The organism is Thermodesulfobacteriota bacterium (genome assembly GCA_034189135.1).
Taxonomy (GTDB): Bacteria; Desulfobacterota; Desulfobacteria; order Desulfobacterales; family JAUWMJ01; genus JAUWMJ01.
Map to the genome: position 1 here is coordinate 1 of JAXHVO010000033.1, position 14,245 is coordinate 14,245.

A 14,245-nucleotide genomic window follows, 5' to 3' on the forward strand; every position below is an offset into this window, starting at 1 on the left:
ATGGATTTGGTCGCAGAACAGTAATTTTAACACAATAATACCCCTTAAGGGGTTATCAGTATCGATGCCCTTATAGGGCTTTATGCAAGCCTCCGGCTGGGCCGGAGGTCATGACTAATAACTCAAGTTTTGCACCCCTTATCTACGGTGGAGCCGGAATTCTTAAGACGCCGATAGGTGTTGTAGGTGTGAATCGAGACAGTTATATTATTTTCTTCCAGGGGATATGGATTGAATCGGTTGCAGCGTGTCCGGATATTTGGGATAAAGTCTACCCGTTGCTATAGTAATTCTCATAAATATGTTCCGTTTTAAATGAGGAAACTGTCTGAGTGTATTAGAAATCGTTAAGAAAGAACTTAAGTGAAATATTGTTTATTTTTTGAAGTAGTTGTAATACCGAAATTAATTATTATAAAGACAGTTAGTTCTTTCTTTACGATTTCTTATATACGAGTTTTTCATCGTTTAAAACGGAATATATTTATGAAAAACGGTATAAACAATATAAAAGGACGGTCTATCCCAAATACCCGGACACTGCGATAAGGTGGAATAGATGACCCACATATTCCCTTACAGAAAAAAATACAACTGTCTCGATTCACCTCTGATTTTATATGTTACGTGACGTCAGGGCATTGCTTTCCGCCAAACCGGGGTGCGAAACTTGAGTTAATAATTCATGGATCATTTCCCGATTAGTTGTAGTTAATTAAGGCAATTCAAAAGAGAAATCTTCAAGTGAGTCGCTGTGGTTTCAGAGAGTACAAGGGTTCCAGAATTAAGGGGCTCAAGTGATCCGCCGTGAAGCAGGCGGTGATAGACCGGAAAACAAAGAGAAGTCAGGTTTGCCGATGGATACGATAGAGACATATAATGCGGATTTGATCGACGCCCAGTACCGTAAATGGCAGGCCAATCCGGATTCGGTTTCCCGGGACTGGCGGGCTTTTTTTAAAGGGTTTGAGATTGCCCACGGTCAGGCACCGGCCGCGGATGCAGTCTGGGACAGGGAGCAGGTGATCAAACAGTCCCGGGTGGAGGCGCTTAAATATCGTTACCGGGATCTCGGGCACCTCCTGGCCTGTATGGACCCGCTGATTGCCTGCCCCACCGAGCATCCACTGCTCAGTCTTGAATCATTCGGCCTGACCATAGACGACCTGGAACGGAAATTTTTCACCCGGCGATTCGCCGAGACCGAACAGGCGCCCCTCAAAGAGATTATTCACCGGCTTAAAGAGACTTACTGCCGGTCCGTTGGTGTAGAATACATGCACCTGCAGGATCCTCAGGAGCGTCGCTGGTTGGAGGATCGTATGGAGCCGGTCCGCAACTGCCCGCAATTCGATGCGGTGGAAAAAATTCGAATTTTTAAAAAACTGAGTCAGTCAACCCTTTTTGAAGAGTTTTTAAATAAAAAATACATCGGTGTGACCCGCTTTTCACTGGAAGGCGGTGATGCAATCATTCCATTGATGGATGCCATTGTGCAGCGTTTGGCTGACAGGGGGGTACAAGAGATTATTCTCGGCATGGCCCACCGGGGGAGGCTAAATGTCCAGGCTCATATTCTGGGAAAAGAGTATGAACAGATTTTTAGCGAATTTGAAAGCTGTTACAATCCGGAGGAACTGGTGGGTGACGGAGACGTTAAGTACCATAACGGCTATCTGGCAGAAATAGATACGGCACGGGGACAGAAACTAAAGATGTTTTTGGCTAACAACCCGAGCCATCTGGAAGCCGTTAACCCGGTGGTGGAGGGGATTACACGGGCCCGTCAGGACATAATGGACGACAATGAACGGCACCGGGTTGTTCCACTACTGATACACGGTGATGCCGCATTTTCAGGCCAGGGCGTGGTGATGGAAACCCTGAACATGTCACAACTGGATGGTTATCGCACCGGTGGCACCATACATATTATTATCAACAATCAGATCGGTTACACCACCTTGCCTGAAGACGCTCGGTCCACCCGTTATTCCACCGATTGTGCCAAAATGCTGATGGTGCCCATATTTCACGTGCACGGCGAAAACCCTGAAGCAGTTGTCCATGTTGCCCGCCTTGCCGCCGACTACCGGATGACCTTTAATAAGGATGTGGTGGTGGATGTAATCTGCTACCGAAGATACGGCCACAATGAAGGCGATGAACCCTATTTTACCCAGCCGCTGATGTACGAACGGATCCGGCAGCGACCTTCGCTGAATCGCATTTATGGAGACCGACTTCTGGAAGATGGTGTGGTTGATAAAAATCAGGTCGAAAAAATCGAAAGCAGCATCACAAAACTGCTGGAAGAGGCATATGATGAAATTCAGGGAAGTGCCTGTCCGTTTCCCCAAGACCGTTACTACGAGAACTGGGAAGGATTTCATGGCAAATACTCACACCAGCCGGTTTCCACCGGCGTTAAGAAGGCCAAACTAATCAATCTGGCCCGCCGGCTAAACAGCATTCCAGCGGATTTTAACCTTTTTGTAAAACTGGAACGTTTGCTGAATAATCGATTGGAAACAGTAAAAAATGATTCTGGAATCAATTGGGCCAACGCAGAGGCGCTTGCGTTTGCTTCTCTGGTAACCGAAGGAATTCCGGTTCGTCTGAGTGGGCAGGATTGCAGGCGCGGAACCTTCAGCCAGCGCCACAGCGTTTTGATGGATACCCAGACCGGGAAAAATTTCATACCGCTGAATCATCTGGACAAGTCCCAGAGCGTATTTTCGGTATACAACAGCCTGCTGGCCGAGATGAGCGTTCTGGGATTTGAATACGGATATTCCGTGGCGCAACCTGCGGGATTGACAATTTGGGAAGCCCAGTTTGGTGATTTTGTCAACAACGCGCAGTCAATGATCGATCTGTTTATAGCCAGTGGCGAGGCCAAGTGGCAGCGACTCAGTGGTTTGGTGCTGTTACTGCCCCATGGGCTGGAAGGACTTGGGCCGGAGCATTCCAGTGCCCGGTTGGAGAGATTTCTGCAACTGTGCGCCGAAAATAACATGCTGGTGTGCAACCCCACTACACCAGCCCAGTATTTTCACCTTTTGCGACGTCAGGTAAATAGCCGGGTCCGCAAACCGCTGATTGTCATGACTCCCAAAAGCCTTTTGCGGCACCCGCTGGCGGTTTCATCCCTGGATGACCTGGCATCCGAATCTTCATTCTTTCAGGAAGTGCTGGATGACAACCTGCAACCGCAACAGGTCAAACGCATACTGCTGTGCAGCGGAAAAGTATATTACGCATTGTTGCAGAGAAGGAATGAGTTGAAAACCAGCCACAGTGGCATCATCCGGCTTGAGCAGTTCTATCCTTTCCCTGAAGCACAGATGAAAAAAACCCTTTCCCGTTACAAACAGACGCGGAAGTGGTACTGGGTACAGGAGGAGCCCGCCAATATGGGTGGGTGGCAGTTTGTTCGCAACCGGCTGGAGAAATTAATCGGGAAGCCGCTGGAATATATCGGCCGCAAACAAGCATCTACACCGGCCACCGGCTTTCCGGCAATCTACCAGCAGCAGCAAGCGGCCTTAATCGACCAGGCCATGGGAACCACAGCGGTACACCCCAAAGGTCGGACTAAATAAAATGAGACACCGGTGAACACAGATTATCAGGTTTTCAAGAATAAAGAACTTACTGGCAGAATCATTGGTGTCTTTGGTGATGTATCAAACGCTTTCGGTTAAGATTTCCTTGAAAAAGGTGTATAACGATTTCAGGGATTAATTATCTGTGTGGATCTGTGTGTATCCGAACCCCATTACCTAAGGAGAAGTTATGATTGTCGAAATTAAAATCCCTGGTGTTGGAGAATCGGTCACCGAGGCCGTACTTGGTCAATGGTTTAAAAATGACGGAGACTTGGTGAAAAAGGGTGAACCGCTTTTTGTGATAGAAACGGATAAGGTCACCCTGGAGGTGGAATCCGAAGTAAACGGCGTTTTGAAGATCAAGGTGGCCGAGGGAGAGACGGTGGCCATCGGGGCGGTGGTGGGCACCATCGATACAGGGGCGGCTCAGGACGAGGCCGCAACGCCCGAAACCCTCCCGGCTTCCGCAGAAATAGAACCGACCGAAGCTGTAAAAGCCTCTTCGACGGAAACAACTCAGTCACCAACTACCGGGCCCGCCCAATCGCCGCAGGCTGCGGCCGAGGTTATCCTTTCACCGGCAGTGCGGCGACTGGTGTCCGAAAAAGGAGTGGATGTCACCCGTATTGCCGGCACCGGACCCGGCGGCCGGGTGACCAAAGGTGACGTTTTGCTCTACCTGGAACAGGCGCTGGTTGGAAAACCGGAACAACTTCCTGCTATTTCAGAGTCCGGTGCAGCGGAGGATTTACCGGTTGCAAGAGTGGCCGGTGAGTTGACTTCCCGTAAGCCGATGACTCCCATCCGACAACGTATCGCCGCTCGTTTGCTGGAGGCCAAACAGAGCACCGCCATGCTGACCACCTTTAACGATATCGACATGAGCCGGGTGATGGCCATGCGGGCGCAGTATAAAGAGTCATTCTTAAAAAAACACGGTGTTTCCCTTGGATTTATGTCTTTTTTTATCAAGGCATGTGTTGAGGCCCTTAAAGAATTCCCTGAAATTAACGCGTTCGTTGACGGTAAAGAGTTTGTCTATCACCATTACTACCACATCGGAGTCGCCATCGGCACCGGTAGGGGCCTGGTGGTGCCGGTGGTTCGACACTGCGAAAATCTCAGTATGGCCGGGATGGAGCAGGCTATTGTTGATTATGTGGCCAAGATCAAGGAAAATCGGCTGGACCTGGCCGATCTTGAAGGGGGCACCTTTACCATCACCAACGGGGGCGTATTCGGCTCTTTGATGAGCACGCCGATACTGAACACCCCCCAAAGCGCTATTTTGGGGATGCATCGGATTGAAAAACGACCGGTGGTGGTGGATGATGAGATTGCTATCCGTCCTATGATGTACGTGGCCCTCAGTTATGACCACCGGATTGTAGACGGTCGCGAGGCGGTCACTTTTTTAAAAAGTATCAAGGAGTTTGTGGAAAACCCCGAACGGATTATTATGGAGATTTAACTATGGCCAGCACAGAAAATTTTGACCTTGTTATCATCGGCAGTGGGCCCGGCGGATATGTGGCGGCGGTAAGGGCGGTTCAACTCGGCATGAGAGTGGCCTGCGTGGAAAAGGAAGATCGCCTGGGCGGCGTTTGTCTGCGGGTCGGCTGTATACCAAGCAAAGCTCTGCTCGATTCCAGCGAGTATTTTCAGCTGGCAAAGAATAAGCTGTCAGCTCACGGCGTTAAAACCGGCCGGGTGTCCCTCGATCTTCCGATCATGATGGCCCGCAAGGATAAAGTGGTGGAAGAACTCACCCACAACGTTCGTCGGCTTCTGGAAAGAAATAAAATTGAAATATTCCACGGCAGGGGGAGTCTGGCAGGAGATGGCCGGGTCAAGGTTTCCCAAACCAGCGGAAAGGGAAAGGCACAGACCCTGCAAGCCAAAACGATACTGCTTGCCACCGGCAGCGAGCCAATGACACTGCCCGGTATTCCGTTTGACGGGAATTATATCGTCAGTTCCACCGAGGCCTTGAAATTAGATACGGTACCCAAGCATTTGGGCATTGTAGGGGGGGGCTATATCGGCCTGGAACTGGGATCGGTGTGGCTGCGCCTGGGGGCTAAGGTTACGATGATTGAAATGCTGCCGAAGATCGCCACCCTGCTGGACGGACAGGTAGGGCGTACCCTGCAGAGGATTCTCAAAAAGCAAGGCTTCGATATTCGCCTGAAAACTACAGTCACCAAAGCCAAAGTGGTAAAGGGAAAAGTCCAGGTGGCTATTGAAGCCGGCGACAAAAAAGAGAATCTTACATTTGATCGCCTTCTGGTTGCGGTGGGACGCCGGCCGCTTACCCGTGGTTTGAGCCTGGAGAAAGCCGGTGTCAGAATCGATGTGAAAACGGGTCAGGTTCCGGTGAATGAAAAGTTCCAGACCAATGTTCCTCATATTTATGCCATTGGAGATCTGATACCCGGGCCCATGCTGGCCCACACGGCTTCAGCCGAAGGGATTGCCGCGGTGGAATGCATGGCGGGACAGCCCGGTGAGGTCAATTATGACGCCATTCCAGCAATCATCTACACAGCTCCGGAAGTAGCTACTGTCGGGCTTACAGAAGAACAGGTCAAAGAGCGCGGCGTGCCTTACTGTGTCGGCACTTACCCTTTTACCGGTGCCGGACGGGCTCGCTGCATGGGTGAAACCGACGGTTTTATCAAGCTCATCTCACACAGTAAGACGGATCGTATACTGGGAGTTCATATTATCGGCGCCCGTGCGGCAGACATCATTGCCGAATGTGTGTTGGCATTGGAGTTCGGGGCCAGTTCAGAGGATATCGCACGGACCATCCACGGTCACCCGACTTTTTCGGAAGCTTTGATGGAAGCGGCGGCTGCCACTCGCAAATGTGCGATTTACTCCTTTTAGACACCAGCGGAAAAATTTCCCAGGGACGAAACGAACTAAGATGGAAAAACGAACGTTTGATTCAAATGAATATATTGAAAGTGTATCCCATGAAAAAGAAATTGATTATGGCAGTTATTTTGCTCGGATTGATTGTCTTCACCGGTTGCAATTCTCCAGAAAAAGAAAAAATCGTTAAAGCCAAACCCCGTTCGGTGAAAATTACCGTGGTTGAGAGCCGCAATTTGCCGATAGTGGTCACCTCGGTGGGGAGGCTGATCCCCAATCGCGAAGTGGTCATTTCTTCGCAGGTGTCCGGAATTGTTCAGACTTATAGCGTGGATATGGGAGATACAGTGGTGGCAAATAAAATGGTGGTGGCACTCGATCCCACCGATTATCAATTGGCTTTGAGTGAGGCCAAGGCCAACCTTCTTTCGGTGAGGGCCCGCTATGCAGCTGCAAAAAACTCTTTTCTGCGAGCAGGGGAACTGCTGCCTGAAAAGGTGATTACCACGGAAGCCTATGAGAAAATCGAAGCCGAATATAAAGCCACCCAGGCGTCGGTGTCTCAGGCGGAAGCTGCAGTGGACATCAACCAAAGACGCCTGGATAAAACCGTGATCAAGGCACCGTTTGACGCTTTTGTGACCCGGAGGCTGGTTGAGAAGGGACAGAACATCAACATTGGTGATCCGGTTATGGCCATCGCAGACATGCGGAGCATGCGGGTGAAAATCCATGTCAACGAACAGGACTATGTCTATCTCGATAAGGATGATACGGTAGCCGTAATGGTTGAAGCCTACCCGGATGCTTCTTTTCCCGGACAGGTGGACAGGATCGGGGTCAAGGCTGATCCAAATACAAATACCTTTGAGGTCGAGATACTGGTTGCCAACTCGAACCAGTTATTCAAAGCCGGCCTGACTGCCACCGTGAACATTACCATCGATGAAATTGAAGATGCCATCATGATTCCCCAGAACTGTGTTCTGTTTCGAAAGAGCCGTAAAGAGGTTTTTGTAGTGGCAGACGGAGACCGGGCCGCGGTTCGGGAAGTCAAACTGGGCCGGGTGGATGGATCTTCCGTGCGGATAGTGAAAGGGATCGCGCCGGGTGATAAGCTGGTGACAAGCGGAGGTCAGTATCTCAAAGACGGTGACCGTGTGGTAATGGCTCACGATTGATGGTGGGTGAATCGGTTTTTATACAAGCCGCAGAGCGGTTGACCAATTCCTGATAAAAACAACAAACGCAGAGAAGGAAAATTGAAATTTTTTCAATATATTATTAACCGGTGGCTGATTTTTGCCCTGCTGGTGATCGCCCTTCCCATCGTGGCCGGCACATTCGCTTACCGGTCCCTGCCCAAGGAAGGTGAACCGGAAATATCGGCTCCGGTTGCCATTGTCGTTACCCTTTATCCCGGAGCCTCTCCCAGCGAGATCGAAAGCCTGGTAACCAATCCCATGGAAGAGGCCTTAAGCGATTTGAAAGACGTGGATGAGATGCGTTCGAATTCTGCCGAAGGTGTTTCCGTGGTCGTTATCGATTTTCAAGCAGAAGCCGATCTGGAGCGTTCCCTGCAGAAGGTTCGGGAAAAGGTAACCGACGCTCGAAAAGATCTTCCCGAAGATGCTGAAGACCCGGAAGTCAACGAGATCAGTTTTTCCGATATCCCCATTATGATCGCCTCGGTGGTGGGTGATATCGATCTGGTGAAACTTCGACGGCTTACCGAGGAAGTGGCAGACGAAATCGAACTGATGCCGGAGGTGCTGGAAGCGGATGTGGCCGGCGGTTTGATCCGTGAGATCCAGATCTATCTGGACCCGGAACGCCTGAGCCAGTACGGATTGACCATCATGGATGTTTATCAGGCCGTGAAGCGGTCGGACATCAATATCCCCGGCGGGCAGGTGAATGTGGAGGGACGTCGCCTCCTGTTGCGGACGCTCACCGAGATTAAGAACGTCGATGATTACAACAAGGTTCCCCTGATCCGCCAGGGAGACCGGGTGGTCTTTCTCAAGGACGTGGCCACGGTGATCGACGGCCATTCTGAAGATGTCACCTATTCCCGCGTAAACGGTGTGGCTTCGGCGTCTATTGCCATTAAGAAACGCACCGGAGCCAATATCCTGGAAACGACTCGAAAGGTGCGCAAAAAGCTGGACGATCTGGAAAAAAGATTTCCTGCCGGTGTCCATGCCACAATTACGGCGGAGAAGGCCAAGTTTATCAAGCAGGGTTTTGATCAGATGAACAATTCGGCGGTATTCGGTCTGATCATTGTTGTGATCGTTCTTTATTTTGCCATGGGCCTGCGAAACTCGATCATTACCGCTTTGTCGATCCCACTGTCGCTGATGCTGTCTTTTGTGTTTTTAAAGGTCTTTGGTATGTCCAACAACGACATGGTCCGTTTCGCTCTGGTTTTGTGTATAGGGATGATCGTGGACAATGCCATTATCGTGGTGGAAAACGTGTATCACCACTACCAGCTGGGCAAAGATCGAATCACCGCGGTCATCGAAGGCACCTCTGAAATTGCCATGCCGGTTATTTCCGCTACCTTGACCACCATGGCGGCCTTTTTACCCATGCTGCTTATGACAGGAGTGACCGGTCAATACATGGGATTTCTTCCCAAAACCGTTTCCATCGCACTGTGTGCTTCTCTGGTGGTGGCTCTGGTGGCCAACCCTTTGATCCTGAGCATGATCATGAAGCGTACCCGTAAAGAGGGTAAAATCGTACGCCCGGAAGACGATCTTAAGCAGTTGAAGAAGTTTTATGTGCGTGCAGTCTCTTGGGCATTGAACCACCGGTTTTGGGTGATCATCATGATTTTTATCTGCCTGGGTGGAGCCTTGAGCCTGCTGGCGTTGAAAGTGGTAAAAATAGAAATGTTTCCCGACTACGATTTTGACTATATCTATATCACTGTGGAGACGCCGCGAGGAACCGAGGTGGAGATCACCGATGCGATAGCCAGAAAAGTCGAAGCCATTGTAGATCAACATGTACCGGAAGTGGCACAAGTCGTTTCCACGGTCGGTCAGCAGGGACAGAGTGCCTACGAATTCTCGATCGGTAGTACTGGGACCAAGAGCAATTTCGCCGAGATTACCGTGGAGCTGAAGGATGGGAAGGAGTTTGCCCGGGCTTCCCACCGTGAAATACAGGAACGCATCCGACCCTTTCTCCACGAGATTCCCGGGGCGGACATCCGCTTCCGCGCTCTGCAGTGGGGACCGCCGACCGCCGCTCCCGTTCTGCTGAAAATCGTCGGTCCCAAAATAGAAGTACTTCGTCAGATAACGGGCCAGGTAAAGGAAATCATGGCAAGCATCAGCGGAGTCGTGGATATCAAGGACGATTTCAGCGATGCAGCCCCGGAACTGCGGGTGGAAATAGACCGTAAACGGGCGGCAGCCATGGGGATCCCCCTTGAATTTGTGGCGACTACCCTGCGGGGCGCCACCGCCGGACTGGATATCCGTGAATTTCGCGACGAGTTCGATGTATCCAAAAAATACGATCTCAAGCTTCGCTTTTCTCCCGAATCGAGAACCAGTCCGAGAATGCTGGAAAAGGTGAAAGTGCGTTCCGAGTCGGGTGATCTGGTTCCCTTAACCACCATCGCCAGTTATCACCAGGGAGAGGGGCTGAACAGTATCCGCCATTCCGACCGGCGCCGGATCGTCCGAATATCGGCCAACAACCGGGGGCGGTCCGCCGTGGAGATCACCCAGGACCTGATGAAAGAACTGAAACAGATAAAATTACCTCCGGGCTATGCCTTCGATTATTCCGGCGAATTCGAGGAAACTTCCGAGTCGTTTGAATCTTTGGGGTTGGCCTATATTGTGGCCGCCATTCTCATTTTTACCCTGCTGGTTTCCCAATTCAACTCCATTGCCCAGCCGTTTGCCATTCTCACGGCGCTTCCGTTGTCGATCGTAGGCGCCATGACCGGACTGGCCGTCACCGGCAACAACTTTTCCATCATGAGTTTCATCGGTCTGGTGGGGTTAAGCGGAATTGTGGTCAACGATTCCATTGTCCTGGTGGATTGCGTCAACCGGATGCGCAAAACCGGTTTGAACATGTTTGATGCCATTGTGGCCGGTGGACAGCAACGCCTGCGACCGATCATTTCCACCACCCTCTCCACGGTGGGAGGCATACTGACTCTGACCATTACCGACAAGCTGTGGGAAGGCCTGGGGGTGGTGATTATCTTCGGCATTTGTTTTGCCACCGTACTGACTTTGGTGGTCGTTCCGGTCATGTACTCCCTTTTCGAGGGTGTACGTTATTATATCATTTCCGCCTTCCGTGGTCCGCGATGGAAGGAGGCACCCGTTGGACGGGTATTTTACTTTTCCCGGCGTCGTCATGCGCGAACCGGATTTTTTTTGATTGCGATTGTTCAGCTACTGATTCTTATAGGCGGTCTGGCAGTTCTGGCACCGGGATTCATCCACCGCATTGCGGGAGTCACCCTGCAGGCGCCTTCTCTGCTCAAGCTGGTCATTGAGGCGGGTGTTTTTTATATCGGTATCGCACTGGAAGCCGGAGGTGTTCTGGCGCTGCTGCTGGTTCCCACCTGGGTCGGCCTGGTTTTCTTCATGGCCAAAAGAAGCCGTGAAGGTTATCACGTGGATGTCACCCCGGAAGGTGTTTCAGTGGGAACACCGGTGGATCGGTTTTTTATTGATAAAGAGTCCATTACCAGAATTAAAACAGCTCCATGGTTTCCCGTTATCCCATCTTTGTTTATCTACTCCGGACGCCGCAGAATTGCTTTGCGAAAATTGATAACCGCCGCCAAGGTTCCCCGGCAAAGACGTCTCTGGACATGGTTCAGGAAAAAAGCCCCGGCTCGTTCTGATATCAAAGACGGAATGCTGGAGCTAAAGCAGTCACTGGAAAACCTGATGCAGTAGTGATGATGGGGAACGGTTCAGGTATTTAATCAAATGGAGTAATGAAATGTTTTTATGGCGTACTATGGGCATCTTTCGCAAATAATAGCGGGAATACATTCTGATATAATAAGAAATAATTGATAAACCAGTTGAAATATTTTATGGTACAAAGTCGTTTACAGACTTTGAGCCATAATTTTTGGAGGGTATAACACTATGGAAAGAGCGATGTTGTGGTTTAAATGTGCCGCCATGCATGATCCGGTACGACCGGTGATAAAAAAACAGGCGGTGATCGGCTGGGAAGCAAAGAACCGTGAAGTGGATCTGGTGATAGAGGGTCCTTTAAAGGGAGATGAGCTGTTAAAAAGGATGAATGGATGGTTTACGGCGGATGTATATCAGGCAGTTGAAATTTTTACACGATATGGCAAACTGAAGGTCCTGGATGATTATGACCTGGTGGTGGAAACCGAAGACATGGCACAAATGGAATCTTTATCAAAGAATCTGGCCGAGGTTTTTAAGGAAGAAGCCTGGATTGAGCACATGCCCCGTAAGAAGCTGGCATGATAGCGAAAATGCAAATGATGAACGTCCAACAAATCCAAAGAGGTGTGTATGGATATATTTGAGATAATGAAGCAGAGAAGAAGTGTCAGGAAATATCTTGATAAACCCGTCTCACGCGCTGATATTGAGGATTTGATCAGATGCGCGGGGGCTGCTCCCTCCGCCATTAACCTGCAGCCCTGGGAATATGTGGTGACATATGGCGAGGAAAAAGACCGGCTGATCCGGCGTTTGAAAAAGGTTCATGCAATGAAAAACGTATCCTGTGGGCCTGGAACTTCAACCCCTCTGCCGGAAAAAATTACCGATCGAAGTCGTCGGGCATTAAAAGTCATGGAACCTCAGATTGCAAAACTAAACATTCCGTTTAACCAATTTGTTGAAGAGGGAAGTTGTTCTTTTTACGGCGCCCCGGTGGTGGTCATTGTCTTAATAGACAAAATCTTTCCCAAATTAAGATATCTCGATGTAGGGCTGTCTGTTTCATACCTCTTTATGGCGGCCGAAGCCAAAGGCCTTTCAACCTGCCCCGTCGGGCTCATTACTGCTTATGGTGATGACATTAAGGAAGTGTTGAATATTTCCCCGGAAAAGGAAGTCCTGCTGGCTGTCTGCCTGGGATATGAAGATAAAACCGCACCCGAGAATGATTTTAAAACCGACCGGGAGCCTTTGAACGAAATTTTAACCTGGTATGAATAATTGAATCAGGAGAAAACCAGCACAGTGACTGATACTGTATTGATAGCGGTGGATGATAAACATATGGCAAATCACTCAAAGTGGAAACGAATTAGGTAGAGGATGGGAACCGACTTCATGCCGACCTCGATAAAATTTTTCAGGTCGTAATCAACCTTTTGCAGAATGCCCTGCAATACACCCTGGCCGGCGGCAAAGCTAAAGTTCTTATGGAAGCTTATCCGGAAGAGCTCAAGGCTGCGTCGGGACCGCGTTTTATGGCGATGAAATACTCGTATGGTTCATCCTGTCCGTTTGAACTTCACTAAATCCTGTCTAATCTTTATATTCTCTTTCTTCCCTATTTAAAATCAGTGCTTATATTACTTTTTAAAGCAACAGAACATATTTATGGCAAACAGTATAATGAGAATTCCTATAGTAAATAGGGGGTGAATATGATGAAAACTCTATTTATATTAATTACCATATTTATTTTTTCATTGATCGGATGCATGAAAGTCGATTCTGCTGAAACCGTGAAAGAAGACGGAATGGACACGCAAGATAGGCAGATTGCCATAGCCACATTTGCCGGGGGTTGCTTCTGGTGCACCGAATCGGATTTTGAGAAGTTGCCAGGCGTGGTGAAGGTCATATCCGGTTACACGGGTGGGACAAAAGAAAATCCGTCCTATAAAGAAGTGTCTGCCGGAACGACAGGACATGTCGAGGCGGTTCAGGTTTACTTCGATCCATCCAAGGTGTCTTACCAGGAACTGGTTAATTATTTCTGGAGGCATATCAACCCGACGGATTCAGGGGGGCAGTTTGTCGACCGTGGTCGGCAATATAGAAGTGCCATCTTTTACCACGATGAAAATCAAAGACGAATTGCAGAAAAATCAAAGGAGATGCTCAACGGATCGGGCAAATTCGATCAACCGGTGGTAACAGATATTCTCAAGTTTTTCGCGTTTTATTCGGCAGAGGAATATCACCAGGATTATTACAAAAAAAATCCATTGAGATACAAGTATTACCGGTACAGCTCCGGCCGGGATCAGTTTTTAAAGAAAGTCTGGGGGGATGATATGAAAAAGCAAAAGTCAGGTGACCAAAAAAAATACACCAAGCCGGATGAGGAGACCTTGAAGAAAAAATTAACCCCTTTACAGTACAAGGTGACCAGGAAAAACGGTACGGAACCTCCCTTTAATAATGAATACTGGGATAACAAGAAAATGGGGATTTATGTGGATGTGGTTTCCGGCGAACCGTTGTTCAGTTCACTGGACAAGTTCAAATCGGGAACCGGGTGGCCAAGTTTTACCAAGCCCCTTGAAGCGGATAATATCGTTGAGAAGGTCGACCAAAGCTTTTTTATGACACGGACTGAAGTAAGGAGTAAAAACGGCGATTCACACCTCGGGCATGTGTTCAATGACGGTCCGAAGCCAACCGGTCTTCGATACTGTATTAATTCTGCGGCACTTCGATTTATCCCGGTAGAGGATTTGGCCAAGGAAGGCTATGGAGAATATTTAACACTCTTTGGGGAAAAGTAAA

Annotated in this window: 9 protein-coding genes; all 9 read left to right on the top strand. The window is 49.3% G+C overall.

What is annotated here, in order from left to right; all coding sequences use genetic code 11:
* Nucleotides 1-110: 110 nt before the first annotated feature.
* The 9 genes from SWH54_04885 (at nucleotide 111) to msrB (ending at nucleotide 14,244) form a co-directional block, all read left to right on the top strand.
* The gene (locus SWH54_04885) at nucleotides 111-287 is read left to right on the top strand and encodes a hypothetical protein (protein MDY6790588.1); all 177 of its coding nucleotides are present in this window, start codon (nucleotides 111-113) and stop codon (nucleotides 285-287) included.
* Nucleotides 288-797: 510 nt separating this feature from the next.
* Nucleotides 798-3,605 (top strand): 2-oxoglutarate dehydrogenase E1 component, encoded by a 2,808-nt coding sequence (locus SWH54_04890; GenBank protein MDY6790589.1) that lies wholly within the window; start codon nucleotides 798-800, stop codon nucleotides 3,603-3,605.
* Nucleotides 3,606-3,798: 193 nt separating this feature from the next.
* On the top strand, nucleotides 3,799-5,082 hold the full coding sequence (gene odhB, locus SWH54_04895; protein ID MDY6790590.1) for a 2-oxoglutarate dehydrogenase complex dihydrolipoyllysine-residue succinyltransferase: 1,284 nt from the start codon (nucleotides 3,799-3,801) through the stop codon (nucleotides 5,080-5,082).
* Nucleotides 5,083-5,084: 2 nt separating this feature from the next.
* Nucleotides 5,085-6,503: a dihydrolipoyl dehydrogenase gene (gene lpdA, locus SWH54_04900; GenBank protein MDY6790591.1), complete on the top strand. Its 1,419-nt coding sequence runs from the start codon at nucleotides 5,085-5,087 to the stop codon at nucleotides 6,501-6,503.
* Complete coding sequence (locus SWH54_04905; protein ID MDY6790592.1) at nucleotides 6,482-7,672, top strand: efflux RND transporter periplasmic adaptor subunit; 1,191 nt, start codon at nucleotides 6,482-6,484, stop codon at nucleotides 7,670-7,672. Before lpdA ends, SWH54_04905 begins: the two co-directional genes overlap by 22 nt.
* Nucleotides 7,673-7,753: 81 nt before the next feature.
* Nucleotides 7,754-11,440, top strand: a complete 3,687-nt coding sequence (locus tag SWH54_04910) for an efflux RND transporter permease subunit (GenBank protein MDY6790593.1) — start codon at nucleotides 7,754-7,756, stop codon at nucleotides 11,438-11,440.
* A gap of 198 nt (nucleotides 11,441-11,638) precedes the next feature.
* Entirely contained in the window at nucleotides 11,639-11,995 is a 357-nt protein-coding gene (locus SWH54_04915; GenBank protein MDY6790594.1) for a hypothetical protein, read from the top strand.
* A gap of 48 nt (nucleotides 11,996-12,043) precedes the next feature.
* On the top strand, nucleotides 12,044-12,697 hold the full coding sequence (locus SWH54_04920; GenBank protein MDY6790595.1) for a nitroreductase: 654 nt from the start codon (nucleotides 12,044-12,046) through the stop codon (nucleotides 12,695-12,697).
* A 440-nt stretch (nucleotides 12,698-13,137) separates the two neighbouring features.
* Nucleotides 13,138-14,244 carry a peptide-methionine (R)-S-oxide reductase MsrB gene (msrB, locus tag SWH54_04925; protein MDY6790596.1) on the top strand — a complete coding sequence of 369 codons (1,107 nt, stop codon included), beginning with the start codon at nucleotides 13,138-13,140 and terminating at the stop codon, nucleotides 14,242-14,244.
* Nucleotide 14,245 lies beyond the last annotated feature (1 nt).

What these genes read in the sequence shown, in the direction of transcription:
- SWH54_04885 (MDY6790588.1), top strand. Translation starts at nt 111, where the DNA reads ATGACTAATAACTCAAGTTTTGCACCCCTTATCTACGGTGGAGCCGGA.
- odhB (MDY6790590.1), top strand. Translation starts at nt 3,799, where the DNA reads ATGATTGTCGAAATTAAAATCCCTGGTGTTGGAGAATCGGTCACCGAG.
- lpdA (MDY6790591.1), top strand. Translation starts at nt 5,085, where the DNA reads ATGGCCAGCACAGAAAATTTTGACCTTGTTATCATCGGCAGTGGGCCC.
- SWH54_04905 (MDY6790592.1), top strand. Translation starts at nt 6,482, where the DNA reads ATGTGCGATTTACTCCTTTTAGACACCAGCGGAAAAATTTCCCAGGGA.
- SWH54_04915 (MDY6790594.1), top strand. Translation starts at nt 11,639, where the DNA reads ATGGAAAGAGCGATGTTGTGGTTTAAATGTGCCGCCATGCATGATCCG.
- SWH54_04920 (MDY6790595.1), top strand. Translation starts at nt 12,044, where the DNA reads ATGGATATATTTGAGATAATGAAGCAGAGAAGAAGTGTCAGGAAATAT.
- msrB (MDY6790596.1), top strand. Translation starts at nt 13,138, where the DNA reads ATGAAAACTCTATTTATATTAATTACCATATTTATTTTTTCATTGATC.